The sequence below is a fragment of the Palleronia sediminis genome (genome assembly GCF_004358695.1).
In the GTDB taxonomy this organism is placed as follows: domain Bacteria; phylum Pseudomonadota; class Alphaproteobacteria; order Rhodobacterales; family Rhodobacteraceae; genus Palleronia; species Palleronia sediminis.
The window spans coordinates 33,368-51,998 of record NZ_SNAA01000010.1 but is presented as its reverse complement, the minus strand read 5'-3'; the positions used below and the strand labels follow the sequence as shown (position 1 = coordinate 51,998).

At 69.6% G+C, this 18,631-nt stretch carries 19 protein-coding genes; 11 read left to right on the top strand and 8 right to left on the bottom strand.

All coding sequences use genetic code 11. The annotated features are described in order from the left end of the window. The first annotated feature begins 22 nt into the window (after positions 1-22). From E2L08_RS10065 to E2L08_RS10055, 3 genes are read left to right on the top strand one after another with little or no spacing between them, the layout of a single operon-like run. On the top strand, positions 23-1,216 hold the full coding sequence (locus E2L08_RS10065) for a GNAT family N-acetyltransferase (protein WP_133396952.1): 1,194 nt from the start codon (positions 23-25) through the stop codon (positions 1,214-1,216). Continuing rightward, entirely contained in the window at positions 1,213-1,485 is a 273-nt protein-coding gene (locus E2L08_RS10060; RefSeq protein ID WP_133396951.1) for a 4a-hydroxytetrahydrobiopterin dehydratase, read from the top strand. The genes E2L08_RS10065 and E2L08_RS10060 overlap by 4 nt, the downstream gene beginning before the upstream one ends. Further along, the gene (locus E2L08_RS10055) at positions 1,482-2,345 is read left to right on the top strand and encodes a mechanosensitive ion channel family protein (RefSeq protein WP_133396950.1); all 864 of its coding nucleotides are present in this window, start codon (positions 1,482-1,484) and stop codon (positions 2,343-2,345) included. The genes E2L08_RS10060 and E2L08_RS10055 overlap by 4 nt, the downstream gene beginning before the upstream one ends. On the opposite strand, the gene E2L08_RS10050 is transcribed toward E2L08_RS10055, so the two are convergent. Next, the gene (locus E2L08_RS10050; RefSeq protein ID WP_133396949.1) at positions 2,342-2,830 is read right to left on the bottom strand and encodes a peroxiredoxin; all 489 of its coding nucleotides are present in this window, start codon (positions 2,828-2,830) and stop codon (positions 2,342-2,344) included. The two genes, E2L08_RS10055 and E2L08_RS10050, sit on opposite strands and share 4 nt — an antisense overlap. A gap of 92 nt (positions 2,831-2,922) precedes the next feature. On the opposite strand from E2L08_RS10050, the gene E2L08_RS10045 reads away from it, so the two are divergent. Further along, a complete protein-coding gene (locus tag E2L08_RS10045) occupies positions 2,923-4,128 on the top strand; it encodes an NAD(P)/FAD-dependent oxidoreductase (RefSeq protein WP_133396948.1) in 1,206 nt (401 codons plus the stop codon). Further along, positions 4,125-4,682 (top strand): 16S rRNA (guanine(966)-N(2))-methyltransferase RsmD, encoded by a 558-nt coding sequence (gene rsmD / locus E2L08_RS10040; RefSeq protein ID WP_133396947.1) that lies wholly within the window; start codon positions 4,125-4,127, stop codon positions 4,680-4,682. Before E2L08_RS10045 ends, rsmD begins: the two co-directional genes overlap by 4 nt. A 42-nt stretch (positions 4,683-4,724) precedes the next feature. On the opposite strand, the gene map is transcribed toward rsmD, so the two are convergent. Beyond that, a complete protein-coding gene (gene map / locus E2L08_RS10035; RefSeq protein ID WP_240758188.1) occupies positions 4,725-5,537 on the bottom strand; it encodes a type I methionyl aminopeptidase in 813 nt (270 codons plus the stop codon). Between the two features lie 156 nt (positions 5,538-5,693). On the opposite strand from map, the gene E2L08_RS10030 reads away from it, so the two are divergent. Genes E2L08_RS10030 through E2L08_RS10020 form a run of 3 tightly spaced genes read left to right on the top strand, consistent with a single transcriptional unit; the run spans position 5,694 to position 8,070 of the window. Then, entirely contained in the window at positions 5,694-6,425 is a 732-nt protein-coding gene (locus E2L08_RS10030) for a competence/damage-inducible protein A (RefSeq protein ID WP_133396945.1), read from the top strand. Beyond that, the gene (locus tag E2L08_RS10025; protein WP_133396944.1) at positions 6,422-7,144 is read left to right on the top strand and encodes a GNAT family N-acetyltransferase; all 723 of its coding nucleotides are present in this window, start codon (positions 6,422-6,424) and stop codon (positions 7,142-7,144) included. The genes E2L08_RS10030 and E2L08_RS10025 overlap by 4 nt, the downstream gene beginning before the upstream one ends. Next, a complete protein-coding gene (locus E2L08_RS10020) occupies positions 7,141-8,070 on the top strand; it encodes an OmpA family protein (RefSeq protein ID WP_133396943.1) in 930 nt (309 codons plus the stop codon). The genes E2L08_RS10025 and E2L08_RS10020 overlap by 4 nt, the downstream gene beginning before the upstream one ends. 6 nt (positions 8,071-8,076) lie before the next feature. On the opposite strand, the gene E2L08_RS10015 is transcribed toward E2L08_RS10020, so the two are convergent. From E2L08_RS10015 to ilvD, 4 genes are all read right to left on the bottom strand, one after another. Next, complete coding sequence (locus tag E2L08_RS10015; RefSeq protein WP_133396942.1) at positions 8,077-8,982, bottom strand: LysR family transcriptional regulator; 906 nt, start codon at positions 8,980-8,982, stop codon at positions 8,077-8,079. A gap of 129 nt (positions 8,983-9,111) precedes the next feature. Then, complete coding sequence (locus tag E2L08_RS10010) at positions 9,112-9,498, bottom strand: hypothetical protein (protein WP_133396941.1); 387 nt, start codon at positions 9,496-9,498, stop codon at positions 9,112-9,114. A gap of 10 nt (positions 9,499-9,508) precedes the next feature. Continuing rightward, positions 9,509-10,276, bottom strand: a complete 768-nt coding sequence (locus tag E2L08_RS10005) for a DUF6478 family protein (RefSeq protein WP_133396940.1) — start codon at positions 10,274-10,276, stop codon at positions 9,509-9,511. A 4-nt stretch (positions 10,277-10,280) separates the two neighbouring features. Continuing rightward, positions 10,281-12,044, bottom strand: a complete 1,764-nt coding sequence (gene ilvD / locus E2L08_RS10000) for a dihydroxy-acid dehydratase (protein ID WP_133396939.1) — start codon at positions 12,042-12,044, stop codon at positions 10,281-10,283. Positions 12,045-12,235: 191 nt separating this feature from the next. On the opposite strand from ilvD, the gene E2L08_RS09995 reads away from it, so the two are divergent. The 3 genes from E2L08_RS09995 to E2L08_RS09985 all read left to right on the top strand — a co-directional run bounded on the left by E2L08_RS09995 (position 12,236) and on the right by E2L08_RS09985 (position 15,395). Continuing rightward, the gene (locus E2L08_RS09995) at positions 12,236-13,114 is read left to right on the top strand and encodes a CPBP family intramembrane glutamic endopeptidase (RefSeq protein WP_240758196.1); all 879 of its coding nucleotides are present in this window, start codon (positions 12,236-12,238) and stop codon (positions 13,112-13,114) included. 62 nt (positions 13,115-13,176) lie between these two features. Continuing rightward, the gene (gene accD, locus E2L08_RS09990) at positions 13,177-14,118 is read left to right on the top strand and encodes an acetyl-CoA carboxylase, carboxyltransferase subunit beta (protein WP_133396937.1); all 942 of its coding nucleotides are present in this window, start codon (positions 13,177-13,179) and stop codon (positions 14,116-14,118) included. Continuing rightward, entirely contained in the window at positions 14,115-15,395 is a 1,281-nt protein-coding gene (locus E2L08_RS09985; protein ID WP_133396936.1) for a bifunctional folylpolyglutamate synthase/dihydrofolate synthase, read from the top strand. Before accD ends, E2L08_RS09985 begins: the two co-directional genes overlap by 4 nt. Here the strand turns inward: E2L08_RS09985 and E2L08_RS09980 are convergent. Both E2L08_RS09980 and E2L08_RS09975 read right to left on the bottom strand, forming a co-directional pair. Continuing rightward, positions 15,392-17,077, bottom strand: a complete 1,686-nt coding sequence (locus E2L08_RS09980; RefSeq protein ID WP_133396935.1) for a glycerol-3-phosphate dehydrogenase/oxidase — start codon at positions 17,075-17,077, stop codon at positions 15,392-15,394. The genes E2L08_RS09985 and E2L08_RS09980 overlap by 4 nt on opposite strands. Next, positions 17,070-18,608 carry an FGGY-family carbohydrate kinase gene (locus tag E2L08_RS09975; RefSeq protein WP_133396934.1) on the bottom strand — a complete coding sequence of 513 codons (1,539 nt, stop codon included), beginning with the start codon at positions 18,606-18,608 and terminating at the stop codon, positions 17,070-17,072. The genes E2L08_RS09980 and E2L08_RS09975 overlap by 8 nt, the downstream gene beginning before the upstream one ends. Positions 18,609-18,631: the final 23 nt, after the last annotated feature.

Genomic DNA, 18,631 nt, shown 5'->3' with positions numbered 1-18,631 from the left:
CCCGCGCGCCATCATTGCCCGCATGACCGCCCCCCCGACGTCGAGCATCACCATCGAGGCGCATCCCGACCTCGCCTCCATCCCGCGAGAGGCGTGGGACGCCTGCGCCTGCCCCGAAGCCCGAGATGGCGGTCGCCCCCGCGATCCGTTCACCACGCACCGCTTTCTCAAGGCGCTCGAGGACAGCGGCTCTGTCGGGCCGGGAACGGGTTGGCAGCCCAGCTATATGACGGTGCGGGCCGAGGATACGATCGTCGCCTGCGCCCCGCTTTACGCCAAGAGCCACAGCCAGGGCGAATACGTCTTCGACCATTCCTGGGCCCATGCGTGGGAGCGCGCCGGCGGGCGCTATTACCCCAAGCTGCAGATCGCCGTGCCCTTTACCCCCGCCACGGGACGCCGGTTCCTGACCCGCCCCGGCTGGGAGGAGACGGGCCGCGCCGCACTGGTGCAGGGCGCCGTGCAGATCGCCACGCAGAACGGGCTCTCGTCGCTCCATGCGACCTTTTGCACCGGGGCCGAGGCCGAGGCGCTGGCCCCCATGGGCCTGATGCGCCGCGTGGGGCAGCAATTCCACTGGTTCGACGACGGTTATGGCGATTTCGACGGCTTCCTCGCCTCGCTCTCGTCGCGCAAGCGCAAGAATATCCGCAAGGAACGCGCGACAGCGCAGGCATTCGGCGGGCGCATCGTCACCCTGACCGGAGACGAGATCGCGCCGCATCACTGGGATGCGTTCTGGCGGTTCTACCAAGACACCGGCGCGCGCAAATGGGGCACGCCTTACCTCACGCGGGCCTTTTTCGACCGGGTGCAGGACAGCCTGCGGGACGACGCGCTGTTGATCCTCGCGCTTGACGGGGATCGCCCGATTGCCGGCGCGCTGAACTTCATCGGGCGCGAGACGCTTTACGGGCGCTACTGGGGCTGCTCCGAGGATCATCCGTTCCTGCATTTCGAGCTGTGCTATTACCAGGCCATCGACTGGGCGCTGGCGCATGGCCTCACCCGCGTCGAGGCGGGCGCGCAGGGCGAACACAAGCTCGCGCGCGGCTACCTGCCGACCCCGGTGCATTCGCTGCACTGGATCGCCGATCCGGGACTGGCCCGCGCCGTGGCCGAGTTCCTCGAGGCCGAGCGTGCGGCCATCGACGAGGAGATCGAGGTGCTGACCAGTTTCGGCCCGTTTCGCAAACGACAGGAGGAACCCGAATGACCGATGACGACCTGCAACCGCTGCTGGCCAACGGCTGGACCCGTTCCGACGATGGCAAGGCCATCGACAAGACGTTCAGGTTCAGGGATTTCCCGGCGGCCTTCGGCTTCATGACGCGCGCCGCGCTTCATGCGGAAAAGGCCGATCACCATCCCGAATGGTCCAACACCTACAACCGTGTCGCGGTGCGGCTGACCACGCATGACACGGGCGGGCTGACCGACAAGGATGTGGCGCTGGCGCGCGCGATGGACGAGGCGGCCGGATGATCCAGGATATCCTCGACGTTCAGCTTCTGGGGGATCAGCGGCTGGGCGACCTGTTGACGCTGGAATTCCTCGCCTCGCTTCTGGGCGACGTGCTGGCCGCCATCGTCATCCTCGTCATCGGCTACGCGGTGGGCGGTTGGCTGCGGCGGCGCATAAGGGCCATCGGCACCCGCCGCCCCGAGCTGGACGAGACGCTGTTCAACTTCCTCGGCAACATCGTCCGTTATGTCGCCATCGGTTTCGCGGTGCTGTTCGTGCTGAACACCTTCGGCGTGCAGACCACGAGCGTCGTCGCCGTGATCGGTGCGGCGGGCCTTGCCATCGGCCTCGCGCTTCAGGGGACGCTGTCGAATATCGCGGCGGGGGTGATGCTGATCTTTTTCCGCCCCATCAAGAACGGCGATTTCGTCGTGGTGAACGGGCAGATGGGCACGGTCAAGGATATCTCGCTGAACTTCACCGAGCTGGCCGACCTGTCCAACGTGCAGATCATCATCCCCAATTCCGAGGTCTGGGGAAACACCATCGTCAACTATTCGGTCTATGACACGCGGCGCGCCGAATGGACCTTTGGCGTCGGCTACGGGGCGAACCTCGCGCGCGCCGAACAGGTGATCCGCGAGACGATCATGGACGACCCACGGTCGATGCAGCAGCCCGAGCCCTTTATCAAGGTGAACAATCTCGGCGACAGCTCGGTCGATTTCCTCGTGCGGGTCTGGGTCTCGTCCGACGATTATTTCGCCTACCAGGCCGACATGAAGCGCGCGGTGAAAGAGGCGCTCGACGCGTCCGGCGTCGACATCCCTTTCCCCACGCGCACCGTTTTCCTCGAAGGCGTGCCCGACGGGGCCGCCTAGAGCGTGGCGAGGATCGCCTCGCCGCCCGACAGGTTGCATTCGCCGGGGTTGTCGTCGACCTGCAACGTCTGGACGACGCCGTTCTCGACCACCATCGCATAGCGTTTGGAGCGGTCGAAGAACCCGACCGGCGGCGCGGTAAAGGTCATGCCGATGGCGCGCGTGAACTCGGCGCCTGCGTCGCCCAGCATCACGATCCCGCCTTCCGAGGCGCCGGTTTCCGCGTCCCATGCCTTCATCACGAAGGGGTCGTTGACCGCGACGCAGATCACCTCGTCGATGCCCTTGTCGCGCAACGCGTCGCGGTTGCGCAGGAAACTGGGCACATGCGCCGTGGTGCAGGTGCCGGTAAAGGCGCCCGGCAGGCCGAAGATCACGACCTTGCGGTCGCGGGTCAGGTCGGCGATGCGGACCTGCTCGGGGCCGTTCTCGCCCATCCAGAGAAGCCCGGCATCGGGCAGGCTGTCGCCTTGGCTGATCGTCATGTGTCGCCTCGTTCAAGGGGTGTCGTCGTTGCGGTAAACCGTGGGCCGAGGTTATAGGCAATGCGTCCGAACTCGCCAGCAGGAAGCGGCCCATGTCCCATATCGTCGTCATCGGCGCCGGCCAGGCGGGCCAGTCGGTTTGCGAGACCCTGCGCTCCGCCGGGTTCGACGGCCGCATCACGATGGCCGGGGCCGAGCCGTGGCGCCCCTACCAGCGCCCGCCCTTGTCCAAGGGCTACCTGCTGGGCGAGATGGCGCGCGACCGGCTGTTTCTGCGCAGCGCGGATTGGTATGCCGAGGCGGGGGTCGACCTGCGGCTCGGCACCGAAGCGCGCGACCTCGATCCGGCCGGGCGAACGGTCCGGCTGAGCGACGAGACGGTGGTCTACGATCACTGCGTTCTGGCCACCGGTCTGCATCCCCGCCGCCTGTCCGCCAAGGCCGGTGGCGATCTGGCGGGGGCGTTCACCGTCCGCACGCTTGCAGATATCGACGCGCTCGAGCCGGCGCTGCGGACCGCCGGGCGGCTCGTCGTCGTCGGCGGCGGCTATATCGGGCTCGAGGCCGCCGCGGTCGCGCGCAAGCTCGGCCACGAGGTGACGGTGATCGAGGCGGGGCAGCGGATCCTGGGCCGCGTCGCCTCGGCCGAGACGGCCGAGCATGTACGGCAGCTTCACCGCGCCCGTGGCGTCGAGGTGATCGAGGGCGCGACGCTCGACCGGCTGACGGGCGAGGGGGGCTGCGTCGCGGGCGCGCGGCTGGCCGACGGGCGCGAGATTGCGGCGGATCTGGCCATTGTCGGCATCGGCCTCCTGCCCGATTGCGCCATCGCCCGCGATGCGGGGATAACCTGCGACGGCGGCGTGGTCGTCGATGCGCAGGGCCGCAGCTCGGCCGAGCGGGTCTGGGCCGCGGGCGATTGCGCCGTCTTTCCCTATCGCGGGCAGCCGACGCGGCTGGAATCGGTGCAGAACGCCATCGACATGGGCGCGGCGGTGGCGCGCAACATCATGGGCGCGGGCCGCGACTATGCGCCGGTGCCGTGGTTCTGGTCGGACCAATACGACATGAAGCTTCAGATCGCGGGGCTCAATCGCGGCTGGGACCGGATCGTGACGCGCGAGGGCACGGGGCCGTCGGTCTGGTACTACGCGGGCGAAACCCTGCTGGCCGTGGACGCGATGGGCGATGCGCGCGCCTACATGGTCGGAAAGCGCCTGATCGAGATGGGCCGGTCGCCCGACCCCGATACGCTTGCCGACCCCGATACGGATCTCAAGGCGCTGCTCAGGTCATGAGGATCGTCGGCGGCACCCGGCGCGGCCTGACGCTCGAAGGGCCGGAGCGGGGCGACACGGCCATCCGTCCGACGTCCGACCGGGTGCGCGAGAGCCTTTTCAACGTGCTGACCAACGGGCGCGCGGGCGACCGGGTCGCCGGTGCGCGGGTGCTCGACCTGTTCGCCGGGACGGGGGCGCTGGCGCTCGAGGCGCTGAGCCGGGGCGCCGTGTCGGCCACGCTGGTCGAACGCGCGTCCAAGGCCCGCTCCATCGTCGCGCGCAATATCGCGAAGGCGGGGTTCGACGACGCGGCGACCTTGCTGGGCGCCGACGCCACGCGCCTGCCGCCCGCCCCGCCCGGAGGCCCGGCCGACCTGGTGTTTCTCGACCCGCCCTATGGCCGCTCGCTGGGCGAACGGGCGCTGGCCTCGGCACGGGACGGGGGATGGATCGCGCCGGGCGCTCTGATCGTCTGGGAGGAATCGGCTGAAATCGTGCCGCCCGCCGGCTTCACGCCCGGCGAGATCCGGCGCTATGGCGACACGAAGATCGCGTTCCTCACCTTTTCCTGACCCGTCGCAAACCGTGGGAGCCGGGGCGCCCGCCGGTCGCGATCACCCGTATGTGGGGTGGAACCGTCCCGCGGGCGACAGGGTGAATATCTCGGCCCCGTCGGCGGTGACACCGACCGAATGCTCGAACTGCGCGCTGAGCGACTTGTCGCGCGTCACGGCGGTCCAGTCGTCGGACAGCACCTTGGTTTCGGGGCGGCCGAGATTCACCATGGGCTCGATGGTAAAGAACATGCCCTCTTCGAGGACCGGCCCCGTGCCCGGACGGCCGTAATGCAGCACGTTGGGCGGCGCGTGGAACACCCGGCCCAGCCCGTGACCGCAGAAATCGCGCACCACGCTCATGCCCTTGGCCTCGACGAAGCTCTGGATGGCGTGACCGATATCGCCGAAGGTGGCGCCGGGGCGAACGGCCTCGATCCCCAGCATCAGCGCGTCATGCGTCACGTCGATCAGGCGCTCGGCCTTCCGCCCGAGCTTTCCGGCGACATACATGCGCGACGTGTCGCCGAACCAGCCATCCACGATCACGGTGACGTCGATATTCAGGATATCCCCGTCCTTGAGCCGCTTGTCGCCCGGAATCCCGTGGCAAACGACATGGTTGACGCTGATGCAGCTCGCATGGCGATAGCCGCGATACCCGATGGTCGCCGAGGTGGCACCGGCGTTCTCTACGGCCTCGGTGATCTTGCGGTCGATCTCGCCCGTGGTCTGGCCGGGCACGATCAGCGGCGCGATATCGTCGAGGATGCTGGCGGCCAGCCGGCCCGCCTTGTGCATCCCGGCGAAATCCTCGGGGGCGTAAAGGCGGATGCCGTCGCGGGTCAGGCGGGGTTTCGCGGTGTCGTCCAAAGCAAGCCTCGTGTCGCGGTGTCGGGGGAATATACGGATCGGCGCGGGATTTGCCACCCGCCCGGCCGCCCGCATCAGGTTGCGGCGCGAGGCGGGGCTTTGAAACGCCGCGAACCGGGCCTAGAACCGGCACGCAGACCCCGCAGGGAGCCGTCGATGCCGAACCCCACCGCCGCGATGCTGGTCATCGGAGACGAGATTCTGTCGGGGCGCACCCGCGACAGCAATGCCCATCATCTGGCGCGGCGCCTGGGCGAACACGGGATCGACCTGCGCGAGATCCGCTTTGTCCCCGACGATGCGGACACCATCGAGACGGCGGCGCGCGAGCTTTCGGCGCGGTTCGATCACCTCTTTACCTCTGGCGGGATCGGCCCGACCCATGATGACATCACCGCCGATTGCATCGCCGCCGCCGGGGGGGTGCCCATCGGCGTGCGCGCCGATGCCCGCGCCGCGCTGCAGGCCCATTACGAGGCGCGCGGGACCGAGCTGAACGAGGCCCGTCTGCGCATGGCCCGCATCCCCGAGGGTGCGACGCTGATCGACAATCCCGTGTCGGCCGCGCCCGGTTTCTCGCTGGGCAACATACACGTCATGGCGGGGGTGCCGTCGATTTTCGCCGCTATGCTGGATTCGGTCCTGCCCCGGCTGACGCATGGCACGCCGCTCGTCTCGCGGTCGGTGATCCTGCATCGCGGCGAGGGCGATATCGCCGGGCCGCTCGGCGTGCTTCAGGCCGATTTTCCCGACCTCTCGATCGGCAGCTATCCGGGGCATGTCTCGGGCACGATGGCGGTCAGCGTCGTGTTGCGCGGGACCGATGCGGCGCGTCTCGACGTCGCCGTGGCGCGCCTGTCCGAGATGTTTCCCGAGCTGGCCCAATGATCTCGACCGACCGCGCCATGGCGGCGCTGCGCGCGACATGGCCGCCCGCGCGGGTTGTCGCGGCAGGCCCGTTCTCGGTCGGGATCGGCGAGGGCGGCGGGAACCGCACCCGGTCGGCCCGCCTGACCGGCGCGCTGGACGCCGGCGGCATCGACGCGGCCGAGCGGGCGATGGCCGATCGCGGCCAGCCGCCCGTTTTCGCGGTGCGCGCGGATCAGGCCTCGCTCGATGCGGCGCTGGCCGCGCGGGGATACGCGATGCGGGATCGCACGATGCTCTGGGCCGCGCCGGTGGCGCGCCTGACGGCCGAGCCTGCGCCGCCGCGCACGGGCTTTCTCGTCTGGCCGCCGTTGCAGGCCCAGCGCGACATCTGGGCCGAGGGCGGCATCGGCCCCGACCGCATCGCGGTGATGGAGCGTGTGGCCGTCCCGCGCGTCACGATCCTCGGGCGGTCGGGCCATGCGCCGGCCGCAGCGGCCTTTGTCGCGGTGGATGGCGACCTGGCGATGCTGCACGCGCTCGAGGTGCGGCCGTCGCTGCGGCGCGCCGGGGTGGGGCGCAACGTCATGCTCTGCGCCGCCGCATGGGCCGCGACGCAGGGGGCCACGACGTTCGCGCTACTCGCGACCGAGGCGAACACCGCGGCCGCGGCTCTTTATGCCGCGATGGGGATGGAGGGAGCCGCATGCTATCATTACCGCGTCCGGCCGGCCGAATGACGCGGCGCGCGGGGGGTCCGGGGACGGCGCTGCTGCTCGGGGCGATGCTATTCGCGCCGGGGGCGGTGGCGGCGCTGTCGCTGGCCTTGCCGCCCGACGCCGATCTGGCCCGCGAGCTGCGGTCGGACGCGGCCGCGCAGGTGCCCGCCGGCCCCGCCCTGAACGGCGAGATCCCCCGCGTTTCGCTACCCGGTCCCACGGCGCGCCGGGTCTGGCAGATCGCGGGCCATGGCGGGACCGAGGCGCTGGCGGACACGCTGCGCGCCCAACTGGACGCCGCGGGCTGGGAGGTCGTGTTTTCCTGCCGCTCGGTCGATTGCGGCGGGTTCGATTTCCGCTTTGGCTCGGCCACTTTGCCGGGGCCCGAGATGCTCGTCGATCTGGGCGATTTCGCCTATCTGCTGGCCGCCGGACCCGAGGGCCGGGAGCGTCTGGCGCTGATGGTCAGCACGGCGGGCGGCGTCACCTATCTGCAGGAAACCCGGTCCGAGGACGCCGCCGCCGCGCCCGCGGCCGCCGCCGTTCCGGCCGCGCCGACGGCCGGTCCCGCCGCGGGCGATGTCTGGGCGGTTCTTGCCGCGCAGGGCCACGCGCCGCTGGACGATCTGAGCTTTTCGACCGGGTCATCCGAGCTTGACGGGGGGGATTTCGCGTCGCTGACGGAACTGGCGCGCGGGTTGATCGACGACCCCGCGCGCGAGATCGTGCTTGTCGGGCATACCGACGCGCAAGGCGCGCTCGAAGGCAATATCGCGCTTTCGCGGCAAAGGGCCGAGGCGGTGCGCCGGCGTCTCGTTCAGGCCTATGGCGTGCCGCCGGGGCAGGTGCGCGCGCAGGGCGTCGGATACCTCGCGCCGCGCGCCTCGAACGGAACGGCCGAGGGGCGGCTCTTCAACCGCCGGGTCGAGGTTGTATTGCCCGATTGACCGGGCTCACCAGCCATCCGGCCCCTTTTCGGCAAAGGACCGCGCGAGAAAGTCGATGAAGGCGCGGACCTTGGGTTGGGTGAACCGGCCCGGCGGATAGACGGCATAGACGCCCTGCTGTTCGACGGGCAGGTCGGGAATCGCCTCTTCGACGAGGCCCGCGCGCAGCGCGTCGGCATAGAGAAACGACGGAAGATAGGCGATACCCAGCCCCGAGATCGCCGCGTTCAGCAGCGATTGGCCGTCATTGACGCTGAGCCAGCCGGCCGTGCGCACCTGCCGTTTCTCGCCCGAGGGGGCCGTCAGTTTCCAGACCGCGCCGTTCGACTGGCTGGAATAGTGCAGCAGCTTGTGATCGTTGAGGTCGTCGATCTTTTGCGGGCGGCCGTATTTCTCGAAATAGGCCGGGGCGGCGATCATCCGGCGCGTCGTCTCGCACAGCTTGCGGGCGCGCAGGGTGCTGTCCTCGAGTTCGCCGATGCGCACGGCCATGTCGAACCCTTCGGAGATCAGTTCGACATAGCGGTTGTTGAGGATCATGTTGATCGTGATGTCGGGATATTCGCCGAGGAACTCGCCCAGGATCGGCGAGAGGTGGTTGACCCCGAAATCGGTGGCGACGCTGATGCGCAGCAGCCCCGAGGGCGCCGATTGCATCGAGGTGACGATGGAATCCGCCTCGCCGGCATCGTTCAGCACCCGCCGCGCGCGGTCGTAATAGACCAGCCCGATTTCCGTCGGGCTGACGCGGCGCGTGGTGCGGTTCAGCAGCCGCGCCCCCAGCCGCGCCTCGAGCGACGAAACATGCTTGGAGACCGCCGATTTCGAGATCCCGAGCTTGCGGGCGGCATCGGTGAACCCCCCCTGATCCACGACGGTGGCAAAGGCTTCCATCTCGGTCAGTCGATCCATCGTCATATCCCATCAAGCGGCGCCCCGATGACGGGTATGCCGGACAATCGCGGCGATAATGGGATACGGGCGGGACAACAAAGCGGTCCGCGCGGCAACAAGATGGCGCGGGCAGGGCCGCTGGGCGTGTCAGTCCCGCCCGGCGAACTGGCGGCGGAACGCCTGTTTCAGGATATCCAGCTCGGCCCGGACGAGGTCGATCTCGGCGCGGATATCCTCGGCCAGCGGGGCGCCCGCCACGATCTGCAGCGACGCGACGGTGGCGCCCGTTTTCCGTTCGCTGACGAGGATCGTATGGGCACCGTCCGACAGCGCCTCGGGCGGGACGGGCACGGTCAGCACGGTATCGCCGCCCTCGGTCGCGGTCTCGACCCCCGGAACCGGGCGGTGCCTGAGCGTGACGTCGAGCCGCGGCCCCTCGCCGTCGCGCGGGGTCAGGCGCAGGGTCCATGTGCCGCGCTCGAACCGGTCGGCGGCCAGATCCCACGAGGAGGCGGGCGGAGTCGGGTCTGTCATCGCGGCATCCTCAGATTTCGGCGCGCCAGCGGCGGCTGACGACGAGGTCCTGCAACGCGACGCGGTTCATCGCGGGCTTTTCGAAAATGAGGTCGAGCCAGATCTTCTCGACGCGGTCGGCGTCGATCTCGGTATAGGCAAGGTCGAACTCGGCCAGGGTCGGGCTGAACCGCATGTCGAACTCGCGCACGATCGTCTCGATATTCGGGCCATGCTTTACGTTGAGCCGCGCGAAGATCTCGATCGGGTGGTCGACGGCCACGTTCAGGTCGATCTGGAAGATATGCGAGGTCCGCACCTCGCGCGCCGCCGCCTCGGGCAGGTCCATGGCGAGGCTCAGGAACGACCCTTCGAAACCCAGCACGTCAAGCACCAGCGCATAGGGGGCCGAGCGGGCGATCCCGGTATTGGCATCCTGCCGCAGCGTAATCTCGGAGCGGTGGCAATCGTGGAACAGCTTGATCTCGTGGCCCATCGGCATGCCCGACGGGGCGGCGGCGATGCCGCGCGGGGTCAGCGCGCGGCTCCACCCTTCGGGGCGCCAGACCCAGTCGGAATGGCGCGGTGCGGGGGTTTCGGACGCCGTGCCCGACGGTTCGGCCAGCCGCCGGTCGGCGATGTGGATCACATCGTCGAGCCGGTGGCGCAGGTCGGCCGCCTGCATCCTGAGCTGGCGCAACGACATGAGGTCCAGCGCCCCGGCCGACCGGGCAATCCGGTCCCATCGCTTCAGCGCCCGTTTCTGGGCAAGGTCGTCGAGCCCCCCGATCAGCTTCATCGGGTTACAGGTCCATGTATTTGTGCTTTTCGGCCTTTCCGCCCGGATGCGTCACCGCACCCAGCCGGGTGGAGCCGACGAGCTGGGCGAATTTCCACAGCGAGCCCGACGCGTAGATCGTTTCGCGCGGACCGGCCCAGGCCTCGCGGCGGGCCGCGAGTTCCTCGTCGGACAGGTCGACCGAAAGCCGCCCCTCGACCGCGTCGATGGTGATCGTGTCGCCGTCGCGCAGCAGCGCAATGGGGCCGCCATGCGCGGCCTCGGGGCCGACATGGCCGACGCAAAAGCCCCGCGTCGCCCCGGAAAAGCGCCCATCGGTGATGAGCGCGACCTTCTTGCCCATGCCCTGCCCCGAAAGGGCCGCCGTGGTGGCCAGCATCTCGCGCATGCCGGGGCCGCCGGCGGGGCCCTCGTTGCGGATCACCAGCACCTCGCCCTCGCGGTAGGTGCGTGCCTTGACGGCGGCAAAGGCCTCTTCCTCGTTCTCGAACACGCGGGCCGGGCCGGTGAAGACCTGGTCCTCGGCCGCGATGCCCGCGACCTTCACGATGGCGCCCTCGGGGGCGAGGTTGCCCCTGAGCCCGACCACGCCGCCCGTCGCCGTCAGCGGCGCATCGACGGGGTGGATCACCCGCCCGTCGGCCTTGCGCTCTACCATGTCGAGCTCTTCGCCGATGGTGCGGCCCGAGGCGGTGATGCAATCCTCGTGAATGAGGCCCGCGCGGCGCAGCTCCTTCATCACGACGGGCACGCCGCCGGCATCGTAGAGATCCTTGGCCACGAACTGCCCGCCGGGCTTGAGGTCGACGAAATACGGCGTGTCGCGGAAGATGTCGCAGACGTCGAACAGGTCGAAATCGATCCCGGCCTCGTGCGCGATGGCCGGCAGATGCAGCCCGGCATTGGTCGATCCGCCCGTGCAGGCGACGACGCGGGCCGCGTTCTCGAGGCTCTTGCGGGTCACGACATGGCGCGCGGTGATGCCCTTTTCGAGCAGCGCCATGACGGCCTCGCCGCTGGCGCTGGCGTATTGGTCGCGGCTTTCATAGGGCGCGGGCGCGCCGGACGAGTTGAACAGCGCCAATCCGATCGCCTCGGACACGCAGGCCATGGTGTTCGCGGTGAACTGCCCGCCGCAGGCCCCGGCCGAGGGGCAGGCGACGCGTTCCAGAATGGCCAGCGCCGCGTCCGAAAGGGTGCCGTTCTGATGGCGGCCGACCGCCTCGAACATATCCTGTACGGTCAGGTCGCGGCTGGCGAAATCCTCGGGGACGTCGGCGCCCGCGGGCACCTTGCCCGGCAGGATAGAGCCGCCGTAGATAAAGACCGAGGGCACGTCGAGCCGCACCATCGCCATCATCATGCCCGGCAGGGACTTGTCGCAACCGGCGAGCCCGACGATGGCATCGTAGCAATGGCCGCGCATGGTCAGCTCGACCGTGTCGGCGATGGCCTCGCGGCTGGCGAGGCTCGACCGCATCCCCTCGTGGCCCATTGCGATGCCGTCGGTGACGGTGATCGTCGTGAACTCGCGCGGGGTGCCCGAGGCGGCCTTGACCCCGAGCTTGACGGCCTGGGCCTGCCGGCTCAGCGCGATGTTGCAGGGCGCGGCCTCGTTCCAGCAGGTCGCGACACCGACAAAGGGCTGCGCGATTTCGGTCTCGCTCAGGCCCATGGCGTAGTAATAGGACCGGTGCGGCGCACGTTCGGGGCCTTCGGTGACATGCCGGCTGGGCAGTTTCGACTTGTCCGGTTTGCCTTTGAGCACGACACGTCCCTCCGTTTTCGCTGCGCTATCGGGATAGGGGAGTGTCCCGGTTCCGACAAGGGTCTCGGCGCGCGGGGGCCGCCGATCCGCTCCGGTGCGGGAAACGGGCCGCAAGGCGCGCGCATTGAAGCCCGGCGCAAGCGGATATAGTGTCGGCCCTCAGATCCGATCGGGACGTTCCCTTGACCTCAGTGCCGGCCTTTACCGATTTCGTCGCGCCCGCCCGGCGCGCGCCGCAGGTCTGGCGGCTGCTGCTGGGCGTGCTTCTGTGCGTCGTCGTCTTCATGCTGTGGGTCGGCGGGCTGTTCGGGGCGATGGCCGCGGCGCTTGGGCTGGACGCCGCGATGGCCTGGACGACGGGCATGGCCTCGCCCACCCGGCCGACCGAGACGCTGCTGCTGCTCAGCACCTTCGTGGGGATGGCGCTGGGGCCGATGCTGGCGGTGCGGCTGCTGCATCGTCGCCGCGTCCGCACCCTCTTCGGTCCCGGACGCCGCGTGTTGCGCGATTTCGCCATCGCGGCCGGGCTGGTGGCGGTGGTCTACTCGATTTCGATGTGGATGTGGTCGACGAGCTACGACGCCGAGCCGAACCTCGCGCCCGAGCTTTGGCTGACGCTTCTGCCGTTCGCGGTGGTCGGCATCCTGGTGCAGACCGGCGCCGAAGAGATGCTGTTTCGCGGATATCTCATGCAGCAGCTCGCCGCGCGGTTCTCGTGGCGGCTGATCTACATGATTCTTCCCGCGGTGCTGTTCGGAATGCTGCATTTCGACCCTGGCGCCAACGGCTCGAACGCTTGGGCCATCGTCGGCTCGGCCGCGTTCTTCGGGCTGATCTCGGCCGACCTGACCATCGCGACGGGCAGCCTCGGCGCCGCGTGGGGTCTGCATTTCGCCAACAACATCGTGGCGATCCTGATCCTGTCGACCAAGGGCACGATCACGGGCCTGGCGCTTTACCTCACGCCCTATGCCGCCTCCGAGGTCGAGATCACCGGGCCGATGCTCCTGACCGACATCGTCATGGTGCTCGTGGTCTGGGCCGCGCTCAGGCTGGTGCTGCGGGGCTGATTGCATTCGGGCGGCGCGGGTTCTATGTCCTGCGCCACACCGCAGGAACGGAGCGGCGCGCGATGAACTGGATTTCGAACTACGTCCGGCCCAAGATCAACTCGCTCTTTTCCCGGCGCGAGGTGCCCGAGAACCTCTGGTCGAAATGCGGCGAATGCGGGACGATGCTGTTTCACCGCGACCTGGCCGAGAACCTCCAGGTCTGCACCAACTGCAACCACCACATGGCCATTTCCCCGCGCGAAAGGTTCCGGGCGCTGTTCGACGGCGGCACCTTTACCGAGGTCCCCGTCGCCGCGCCCAAGCCGGATCCGCTGGGGTTTCGCGACCAGAAGCGCTATCCCGAACGGCTGCGCATGGCGCAGCGCCAGACCGGCGAGAAAGAGGCGATGCTCGTCGTCGAGGGCGAGATCGGCGAGGTGCCCGCGATCGCCGTCGCGCAGGATTTCGCCTTCATGGCAGGGTCGATGGGGATGTATGTCGGCAATGCCATCCTTGCCGGCGCCCGCCGCGCGGTCGAACTCGAAAGGCCGCTGATCCTGTTCGCGGCCGCCGGCGGCGCCCGCATGCAGGAGGGTATCCTCAGCCTCATGCAGATGCCGCGCACCACCGTCGCGGTCGAGATGCTGAAAGAGGCGAACCTGCCCTATATCGTGGTGCTGACCCATCCGACCACGGGCGGCGTGACCGCGTCCTATGCCATGCTGGGCGATATCCAGATCGCCGAGCCGGGCGCGCTGATCTGTTTCGCGGGCCCCCGCGTGATCGAACAGACCATTCGCGAAAAGCTGCCCGAGGGGTTCCAGCGCGCCGAATACCTGCTCGAGCACGGGATGCTCGACCGCGTGACCGACCGCCGCAAGCTGCGCGACGAACTGGTGTGCTTGCTGCGGATGCTGCTCAAGATGCCGTCCAAGGTGCAGGGCGACCTGCCGCCGCCGGGGGACGTGCTGGTATCGGATGCCAGCAGCGCCACCCGGCCCCCGCCGACCGCCGCCGAATGAGCCCGCCGGGCGAGACGTCCGACGCGATCCTGACGCGCCTGATGTCGCTTCATCCCAAGGTGATCGACCTGTCGCTCGACCGGATGTGGCGCATCCTCGACGCGCTGGGCAATCCGCAGGACAGCCTGCCGCCCGTGGTCCATATCGCGGGCACCAACGGCAAGGGCTCGACGCTTGCCATGATCCGCGCGGGGCTCGAGGCGGGCGGTGAGCGCGTACATGCCTATACCTCGCCCCATCTCGCGCGGTTTCACGAACGCATCCGCCTTGCCGGCGAGCTGATCGCCGAGCACGAGCTTGCCGCGTTGCTCGACGCCTGCCGCGAAGCCAATCACGGCGAGCCCATCACCTTTTTCGAGATCACGACCGCCGCGGCCTTTCTCGCCTTTTCGCGCTGCCCCGCCGACCGGGTGCTGCTCGAGGTGGGGCTTGGCGGGCGGCTCGATGCGACGAACGTGATCGCGGCGCCCGAGCTGTGCATCATCACCCCGGTCTCGGCCGATCATCAGCAGTTCCTCGGCAACACCCTGACCCAGATCGCCGGCGAAAAGGCCGGCATCCTAAAGCGCGGCGTGCCCTGCGTCGTCGGCCCGCAAGAGGACGAGGCGCTAGAGGTGATCGAATCCCGCGCCGCGTCGCTGGGGGCGCCATTGATCGTATCGGGCCAGCACTGGCATGCGGCGTCCGAGGCCGGGCGGCTCGTCTATCAGGACGAAAACGGCCTGCTCGACCTGCCTTTGCCGAACCTGCCGGGGCCGCACCAGATCCAGAACGCGGGCGCGGCCCTTGCCGCGCTGCGCCATCTGGGCGGCGGCTGGGCGGGCTGCGAGGCGGCCGTGACCCGCGCCGAATGGCCCGCGCGGATGCAGCGCCTGCGCCATGGGCCGCTGGCGCGGATGGCGGCGGGGATCGAGCTCTGGCTCGACGGCGGGCACAACCCGGCGGCGGGGCAGGCGTTGGGCGCGAGCCTCGACGCGATGCCGCGCCGCGAGACGCACCTGATCTGCGGGATGCTGAACACCAAGGACGTCGCGGGCTTTCTGCGGCCGCTGGCCGGCCGCGCCGAAAGCCTGACCGCCGTTTCGATCCCCGGCGAGACGAACACGCTGCCCGCCGCGGCCACGGCCTCGGCCGCGCAGGGCGTCGGACTGCCCGCGCGCGTGGCCGAGGATGTCGAGGACGCGCTGCGCCACATCGCGGCGCGCGCGCCCGAGTCGCGCGTGCTGATCTGCGGGTCGCTCTACCTTGCCGGGCGGCTGTTGCGCGAGAACGGCTAGGCGTCCTCCGTCTCATCGGCGAGGTCCAGAACCACCCCGTGGCGTGCGGCCAGCAGTGCCGCCAGCCCGGCCAGTTCGGCGCGGCGGCGTTCCGCGTCCCACCCCAGCGCACCGGTCGCGACCGTGGCGACATGGCGGCACAAGTCCGGGGTCAGGCGGCCCGTGATGGCCAGCGAGGTTCGGCGCAGCAGGATATCGGGCAGGTGCACGACGCGTTCGTTCCGGGCGATCCAGTCGATCTCGGCCTCGGTCACGTCGGGCGCATCCGCCATGGGGCGGGCCGTCGCGCCCTCATGCGCCGCGATCCGCGCCGCCGTCGTGCCGTAGCGGTCGAGCAGCGTCTCGACCCGCGCGGGGGCGGCGCCCGTATCCTGCGCGACCCGCGCGATCCAGCCCGTCCGCGCCGCGGTATCGCGCGGCATGTCGCGCCCGCCGCCGATCGGCATGTCCTCGGTGCCGCGGTCGCGGTCGCGCCCGAGCTCGGCCAGCACCCATTCGGCGATCTCGGCGGCAAAGGCGCGGAACGTCGTCCATTTGCCGCCGACGAGCGAAATCACCCCGAAGGGCCGGGCATCGGTCGCGGGCTCCATGGGGGCCGAGTGATCGCGGCTGATGAGCCCCGGCGCGACGCCCTCGGAATTGGGCAGGGGCCGGATGCCCGCATAGGCATAGACGATCTGTTCGCGCGTGAATGCGAGCCCCGGCAGAAGGTCGCGCAGGCTTTGCAGGAAATACGCGATCTCGTCATCGGTGCAGGCCACGTCGTCCGGCGCGTTCGCGGGCCGGTCGGTCGAGCCGACCAGCGCCCGGCCAAGGAACGGCAGCACCAGCAGGATGCGCCCGTCATCGCCCTCGAAATACAGCATCCGCCCGTCGAGCTGTTCCAGCAGTTCGGGGTGGTCCAGCAGGACATGCGCGCCCTTGGTGCCGCCGATCAGTCGCGTGTCGAGCCCGAGCCGTTCGTTGACCCGGTCGATCCACGGCCCGGCGGCGTTGACGACGATTCCCGCGGTGACGTCGCGCGTCGCGCCCTCGGGCCCGTCAAGGTGCAGCACGCCGCCCTTTTGGCCGGACAACTCGCACCAGTTCAGCGCCTCGGACCCCGGCGACAGGGCCAGCCCGTCGGTCACGAGTTCCAGCACCAGCCGTTCGGGCGCGGTCACGACGGCGTCGTGATAGGTTCCGAGCGCCTTGATCCGCGGGGTCAGCGCCGGGATATCGGCCAGCGCGCGCTTGCGGCCGACCATGCGGTGTTTCGGCATCTGTCGTGCCCGCGCGCCGTAGAAATCGTACATCGCGAGCCCGGTCTTGACCAGCAGCGCGCCGCGGCTGCGCGGCGCCGTGGTCGAGCCCATGAGCGTGCGCAGCGCGGCCGGAATGCCGCGGGTCCAGGACATGATGGGGATGGCGGTGGGCAGGGGCCGCACGATGTGGGCGGCATTGCGCAGCAGCAGGTTCCGTTCGTAGGTGGCCTCGGCCACGAGGCGCAGCTCGCCCGTTTCGAGATATTTCAGCCCGCCATGGATCAGGCGCGACGGCGCGGCGCTGGTGCCCGAGCCGAAATCGCCCTTGTCGAGGATCATGCATTTCAGCCCCTGCGCGCAGAGATCGCGGAAAACCCCGGCCCCGTTGACCCCGGCGCCGATGATGACCGCGTCGAACCTGTCAAGCCTGTCAGCCATCGTGCTTTTCCCGTTCCAGCGCGCCCAGGGCGCCGAGCTTGTCCCATGTCGCCGCCATGTCCTCGGCGATCTCGCGATAGACGGCATAGCGCCGTGCGTAATGCGCCGCGCGGTCGGGCGCGGGCCGATAGGTCGTGGCGTGCCGGTCCAGATCGCGCGGATCCGCGTCGAAGCGGTCGAACGCACCGATCGCCGCCCCCGCACAAAGCGCCGCGCCCCAGGCGGCCGCCTCGTCGGTTTCGGTGACGGTCACGGGCATGTCGAGGATGTCGGCAAAGAGCCGCGCGACCGTGGGGTTGCGGGACGCGCCCCCGGTCAGCCGCGCGGCGTTCGTGTCGAACCTGCCGCGCAGCGCGTCGACATGCTGGCGGTGGTTGAAAGCGACGCCCTCGAGCAGCGCGGCGAGCATGTCGCCCCGCCCGTGCCATCCGCGCAGCCCGAGAAACCCCGCGCTGGGCGCGGCACCCATGGGCGATCCGTAGAGATAGGGGTGATAGATCACCGATGAGGGCCGCGCGAGCGCCGCGTCGATCTCGGGCGCCAGCTGCGCATGGAGCGAAATGCCCGCCGCCCGCGCCCGGTCGGCCTCGGCCGCGCAAAGCGTGTCGAGGAACCAGTCGTAATTCGTGGCCGAGGCGGGCGAGATCGCCATCGCGTTCCATCGGCCCGGTGCGACCGCGTTGCGGCAGAACCACTGCGGATCGGTGGTCGGGGCCTCGCAGACGCATTCGTTGATCGAGTAGGTTCCCGCGACGATCCCGACCACGCCGGGGACATGCGCACCGATCCCCAGCGCCGAGGCCGTCACGTCATGCAGCCCCGCGGCCACCGGCGTGCCGGCAACCAGCCCCGTCTCCTGCGCGGCGTGCGCGGTGATCGCGCCGACGATCGCGGCCGAATGGGCCGCCGGGGGCAGGGCCGGGGCAAGGGCATCGAGCCCGTAGAGCGCCAGCGCCTCGGTCGAGAACGCCTGCGTCGTGACGTCGGTAAACGAGGTGCTCGCCTCGGTCCGGTCGGTGCCGACATGGCCGCTGAGGCACAGGCACAGCCAATCCTTGCACGACAGTACATGGCCGATCCGCGCGAACCGCTCGGGCTCGTGACGCCGCATCCAGCACAGCAGTGCGGAATGGGCCGAGACATGCGGCTCCTGCCCGGTCAGGCGCAGGGCGGCGGCGCTCGTCCCGTCGCGCTGCCATCCGGCGACGATATCGCTTGCCCGGCTGTCGAGCGACAGCACCGCCCGGCCGAGCGGCGCCCCCGCGCGGTCGAGCGGATAGACCCCGTCGCCATGCCCCGTTGCCGCCACCGCGGCGATGCGCGCCGGGTCCGTGCCGCTTTGGGCCAGAACGTCGCGGATGGCCGACGCGGTCTCGTGCCACAGCTCGGCCATGTCCCGCTCGACATGGTGCGGCGCGGGCTTGATCTGGCGCACGTTGCGGCGCGCGACGGCGATCTGGCGCCCCGCGAGATCAAAGATCACGGCCTTGGTCACGGTCAGGCCGCTGTCGATGGCAAGTATCCGGTCCATGGCGAGACGTCTCCGCGCGGGTG

Excerpts from the sequence above, each read along its gene's own strand:
- E2L08_RS10045 (WP_133396948.1), top strand. The coding sequence starts at position 2,923 with ATGTCCCATATCGTCGTCATCGGCGCCGGCCAGGCGGGCCAGTCGGTT.
- E2L08_RS09985 (WP_133396936.1), top strand. The coding sequence starts at position 14,115 with ATGAGCCCGCCGGGCGAGACGTCCGACGCGATCCTGACGCGCCTGATG.
- E2L08_RS10065 (WP_133396952.1), top strand. The coding sequence starts at position 23 with ATGACCGCCCCCCCGACGTCGAGCATCACCATCGAGGCGCATCCCGAC.
- E2L08_RS10030 (WP_133396945.1), top strand. The coding sequence starts at position 5,694 with ATGCCGAACCCCACCGCCGCGATGCTGGTCATCGGAGACGAGATTCTG.
- E2L08_RS09975 (WP_133396934.1), bottom strand. The coding sequence starts at position 18,608 with ATGGACCGGATACTTGCCATCGACAGCGGCCTGACCGTGACCAAGGCC.
- E2L08_RS10050 (WP_133396949.1), bottom strand. The coding sequence starts at position 2,830 with ATGACGATCAGCCAAGGCGACAGCCTGCCCGATGCCGGGCTTCTCTGG.
- E2L08_RS09980 (WP_133396935.1), bottom strand. The coding sequence starts at position 17,077 with ATGGCTGACAGGCTTGACAGGTTCGACGCGGTCATCATCGGCGCCGGG.
- rsmD (WP_133396947.1), top strand. The coding sequence starts at position 4,125 with ATGAGGATCGTCGGCGGCACCCGGCGCGGCCTGACGCTCGAAGGGCCG.
- E2L08_RS10060 (WP_133396951.1), top strand. The coding sequence starts at position 1,213 with ATGACCGATGACGACCTGCAACCGCTGCTGGCCAACGGCTGGACCCGT.
- E2L08_RS10055 (WP_133396950.1), top strand. The coding sequence starts at position 1,482 with ATGATCCAGGATATCCTCGACGTTCAGCTTCTGGGGGATCAGCGGCTG.
- E2L08_RS10015 (WP_133396942.1), bottom strand. The coding sequence starts at position 8,982 with ATGGATCGACTGACCGAGATGGAAGCCTTTGCCACCGTCGTGGATCAG.
- E2L08_RS10025 (WP_133396944.1), top strand. The coding sequence starts at position 6,422 with ATGATCTCGACCGACCGCGCCATGGCGGCGCTGCGCGCGACATGGCCG.
- E2L08_RS10005 (WP_133396940.1), bottom strand. The coding sequence starts at position 10,276 with ATGAAGCTGATCGGGGGGCTCGACGACCTTGCCCAGAAACGGGCGCTG.
- accD (WP_133396937.1), top strand. The coding sequence starts at position 13,177 with ATGAACTGGATTTCGAACTACGTCCGGCCCAAGATCAACTCGCTCTTT.
- E2L08_RS10010 (WP_133396941.1), bottom strand. The coding sequence starts at position 9,498 with ATGACAGACCCGACTCCGCCCGCCTCCTCGTGGGATCTGGCCGCCGAC.
- E2L08_RS10020 (WP_133396943.1), top strand. The coding sequence starts at position 7,141 with ATGACGCGGCGCGCGGGGGGTCCGGGGACGGCGCTGCTGCTCGGGGCG.